The organism is Paenibacillus zanthoxyli JH29 (genome assembly GCF_000520715.1).
Taxonomy (GTDB): Bacteria; Bacillota; Bacilli; order Paenibacillales; family Paenibacillaceae; genus Paenibacillus_AQ; species Paenibacillus_AQ zanthoxyli.
The window spans coordinates 1-3,840 of record NZ_ASSD01000120.1 but is presented as its reverse complement, the minus strand read 5'-3'; the positions used below and the strand labels follow the sequence as shown (position 1 = coordinate 3,840).

Annotated in this window: 4 protein-coding genes and 1 pseudogene; 1 reads left to right on the top strand and 4 read right to left on the bottom strand. The window is 52.3% G+C overall.

All coding sequences use genetic code 11. The features are described 5' to 3' along the window. From folE to L691_RS0104775, 4 genes and pseudogenes are all read right to left on the bottom strand, one after another. Positions 1-384: GTP cyclohydrolase I (folE, locus tag L691_RS0104790; protein ID WP_025689117.1), on the bottom strand; the 384-nt coding region annotated here is incomplete at its 3' end. A gap of 51 nt (positions 385-435) precedes the next feature. Next, a complete protein-coding gene (locus L691_RS0104785) occupies positions 436-690 on the bottom strand; it encodes a YneF family protein (RefSeq protein ID WP_025689116.1) in 255 nt (84 codons plus the stop codon). Between the two features lie 137 nt (positions 691-827). Continuing rightward, positions 828-1,994 (bottom strand): annotated as a pseudogene (gene queG / locus L691_RS0104780) (tRNA epoxyqueuosine(34) reductase QueG); the annotation flags it as partial. Positions 1,995-2,190: 196 nt separating this feature from the next. Further along, positions 2,191-2,610: a GNAT family N-acetyltransferase gene (locus L691_RS0104775; RefSeq protein WP_025689114.1), complete on the bottom strand. Its 420-nt coding sequence runs from the start codon at positions 2,608-2,610 to the stop codon at positions 2,191-2,193. A gap of 496 nt (positions 2,611-3,106) precedes the next feature. Between L691_RS0104775 and L691_RS0104770 the strand changes: the two genes are divergently transcribed. Further along, positions 3,107-3,715, top strand: a complete 609-nt coding sequence (locus L691_RS0104770) for a superoxide dismutase (protein ID WP_025689113.1) — start codon at positions 3,107-3,109, stop codon at positions 3,713-3,715. Positions 3,716-3,840: the final 125 nt, after the last annotated feature.

Below are 3,840 nucleotides of genomic sequence, written 5' to 3'. Positions count from 1 at the left end.
TACCTGCAGGCGGCGCGTCACGGCTTCCACCAGCCGCGCCAGCTTGCTTAGCCCGGCAATGCGTCCGCTCGGAATATACCCGATATGCACCTTGCCGAAGAAAGGCGCCATATGGTGTTCGCACTGGCTGTAATAGACGATGTCCTTGACAATAACGAGCTCTTCATGGGACTCATCGAAGGTAACACCAAGAACTTCTCTAGGGTCGACGGAATATCCGGCGAAAATCTCCTCGTACATCCGCGTTACCCGGGCAGGCGTCTCCAGCAGCCCTTCCCTTCCGGTATCCTCGCCGATCAGCTCCAATATTTTCTGAACATGATACTCTATCTTCTCACGGTTGGCTGATACAGTTTCGTTCACATAATTTTTGACTCCGCCCATGAAACTTCCTCCTTCAGACCGTCCCCGCTAACAAGCGGAAGCCCGGTCCGGTTACTTGCTCTTTCTTTTGGGTCCTTTATTTCCGCCGGACGGACCACGTCCCGACATGTTAGGGTTCTTCATCATTTGCTGGGCGCGCTGCATTTGCTTACTGTTCAAATTATATCCCATCTGCTTGGCAACCTTTTGCAGCATCTCCGGATCATTCTGCATGTTGGTCATTTGCCTGCGCAGATAATATACACCAATGAAGAAGCCGCCGATCAGCCCCACAACCAGCGTAATAATAGGAAGTGCAATATTCATCCAAAAACCCACCTCTGAGCTGTAATGTGGCGCGCATCTTTAACGCGCGCGAATCTATCATAGCATTTCAAGAACTGGACAGCAATTGGAAATCCCAAACTGTCAGCCCGCTTCTGCTGTTAAGGGTCTATTGGGCCTGCCAGTCGAGACTTCGCCCGGCGCAAACGTTCGGCGACTTCCTCGTCCTGCTCACTTTCCAGCGCAAGCTCCACGGCCGCAAGCGCCGCCGCGCCGCCGATGGCGCCAAGCGCCCAGGCCGCCGCGCCGCGCAGTTCGGGACGCGGGTCACGGAGCAGCACTTCGCTCAGCTTCGGCACGGCGGACGCGTCTTTGAAATTGCCGAGCGCGATGACGGCGTTGCGCTGGATGGGCTTTTTCCCTCTCCAGGCGGCGGCGCTGCTTCCGAATTTCTCCTTGAACTCGCGGTTGCTGAGGTCAAGAATCGGCAGCAGCAGCGGCTTTGCCTGCTCGGGATCGGGCAGCAGCTCTTCATGGTGATCCCAGTTCTTTCCCCTGTTGTGGGGGCAGACAATCTGGCAAGTATCGCAGCCGTACAGACGGTTGCCGATTTTGGCCATGTACGTCTCGTCCAGAAAGCCTTTGGTCTGCGTCAGGTAAGAGATACAAGCCTGGGCATTAAGCTCTCCAGGCCCGACAAGCGCCCCCGTAGGACAGGCGTCAATGCATTTCGTGCATGTGCCGCAGCCTTCCGTTACGGGCGTGTCCGGCGGAAATGGGATATTGGTAACCATCTCCCCGAGATAAATCCACGAGCCCCATTTCGGAGAAATGACCGCGCAGTTTTTGCCGCTGAAGCCGATGCCCGCCCGCTCCGCCACCGCCCGGTCTACCAGAACACCGGTATCCACCATGCTCTCCATCACCGCATCCGGCACCCGCTGCCGGATGAACGCTTCCAGACGTTCCAGCGCCTCACGCAGCACGAGATGATAATCCCGGCCCCAGGCCGATCTCGCCAGAATGCCCCTGCGCTCGCCCGGCTCGGACTTTGGAGGATTGTCCATTTTGGACGGATAGGCCACCGCGATGGCGATGATTGACTTCGCCTCTCCTTCCCGCAGCGCGGGAATCGTTCGCTTGTCCAAATCCGGCTCCTCAAAGCCGGAATCATAGCCCTTGTCCCGGTGCTCCTGCAGCAGACTTTTCAAAAAAAGAAACGGCTCCGCCGTTGCAAACCCGATATCGTCAATACCGAGCGTCTGCGCCGCCTCCTTGATTTCTTTCTTCAGGCTCTCCCACCTTGGGGGCGGCGGCGCATAAGATGTGTATTCCGGGGTGTTCATAACCTCCGCCTCCTCTCAGGTCAGCGTGTACAGCCAATATCATTCCACATTACAATAGAAAAGCATATCTCCCGGCCGTTTGCAACGTAGGGGTGATATGCTGAAGTGAAAAGGGAACCGTTTCCCGGCTCCGGTAGTGCTGATCTTATATGGTTAATGGTTCCGCTTTCGCAATGTCGGCTAACCTGTCCTTAATTCACCCGACAATGCTCAGCTTTCGCACCGATTTAAAGATCTGGTTCTCGCCATAACCCATCGCTTCGTACAGGGGGAGGGCAGCCTCGTTATGCTCGTCGCCGACAACGTATATTCCGTTGACCTTGCGTGCTTGAAATCTACTCTCCATAGCGGATACAAGACTTCTGCCGATTCCTCTGCGGCGATAATCGGGATGAACGGCAATACGGAAATAACAACCATAATTTCTCTCTATCGTGCCAATCAGCGCTCCGACAATTTCCCCTTCTTCTTCCGCAACAACAATGAGATTGGAATCCCATGAAAGCTGTCTGGATAAGGGCTCGATGGTGTTCTCGAAACATTCTTCAGATAAGGCGGCTTGCAGCAGTTCAGTCACTGGACTTACGTCGCTTAATTGAAAGGAACGAACGTGCATTCTTTACAGTCTCCCTTTTCTTTAGCTTTGGATTTTACAAAAAGAAGGAGTTCCCTTTATATTCCGGAGGACGTAAAAAGCATCAACTAACGAGGAATGCCTGCTTTTATTACTATTAAAGCATATATTTCGAGCGATATCATTACTTTTATCACATAAGCGCTTGTAAGTAAGCGGATACATAGCACTTTATGAAAAATGTTCATCTTTTAGGAAAAATTTAGTGTATAGGTTGCTTTTTTCAGGAAATATTAACGTAGTTAACATCGCGTTTACATAGATTGTGGCTATTTTTGTCGGGAATTGCAGTTGCTTTACTTTATAAACGTTTTAGTTTGTTTAGTGTTGCATTCTCGTTTCAGATACGGTTTAATATGAATATGAGCTTGGAAGCAGGACCTATAATTGACATTGACATAAAAGATTATGGCGCCCCTTAAGCGGCAGAGTCTTTTATCTATACAAATTCCAATTACAATTCAGGAGGGATTTTTCCATGGCATTTGAATTACCGGCACTTCCTTATCCAAATGACGCTCTCGAACCGCACATCGATGCTACAACGATGGAGATTCATCACGACAGACACCACAACACCTATGTGACCAATCTCAACGCCGCACTGGAAAAGGCACCCGAACTGCAAGGCAAAGGTCTGGAAGAACTGATTGCCAATCTGGATGCTGTACCGGAAGCGATCCGCACCGCAGTCCGCAACAATGGCGGCGGCCACGCCAACCACTCCCTGTTTTGGGAAACGATCGGACCAAACGGCGGCGGTGCTCCAACCGGAGCATTAGCCAGCGCTATCGACAGCGAGTTGGGCGGCTTCGAGAAATTCAAGGAAGACTTCGCGGCGGCGGCAACGACCCGCTTCGGCAGCGGCTGGGCTTGGCTCGCGCTCAAGGACGGCAAACTGTTCGTGACCAGCACGCCTAACCAAGACAGCCCATTGATGGAAGGCGCGGCTCCGCTGCTCGGACTTGACGTATGGGAGCATGCCTACTACCTGAAATATCAAAACAAACGCCCAGACTACATCAAAGCGTTCTGGAACGTTGTAAACTGGGAAGCCGTCGGCAAACTCTACGACAGCGCGAAGTAAACCGCTGATTGATTTGTACAGCAAATTCAAAACCATATCAAGAAGAAACGGCTGCGCCGTCCTCGCAGGGAGGAGGGCGCCCGTTTCTCGTATAAATATAAGACCAAACGATAGGCGCGAAGCTT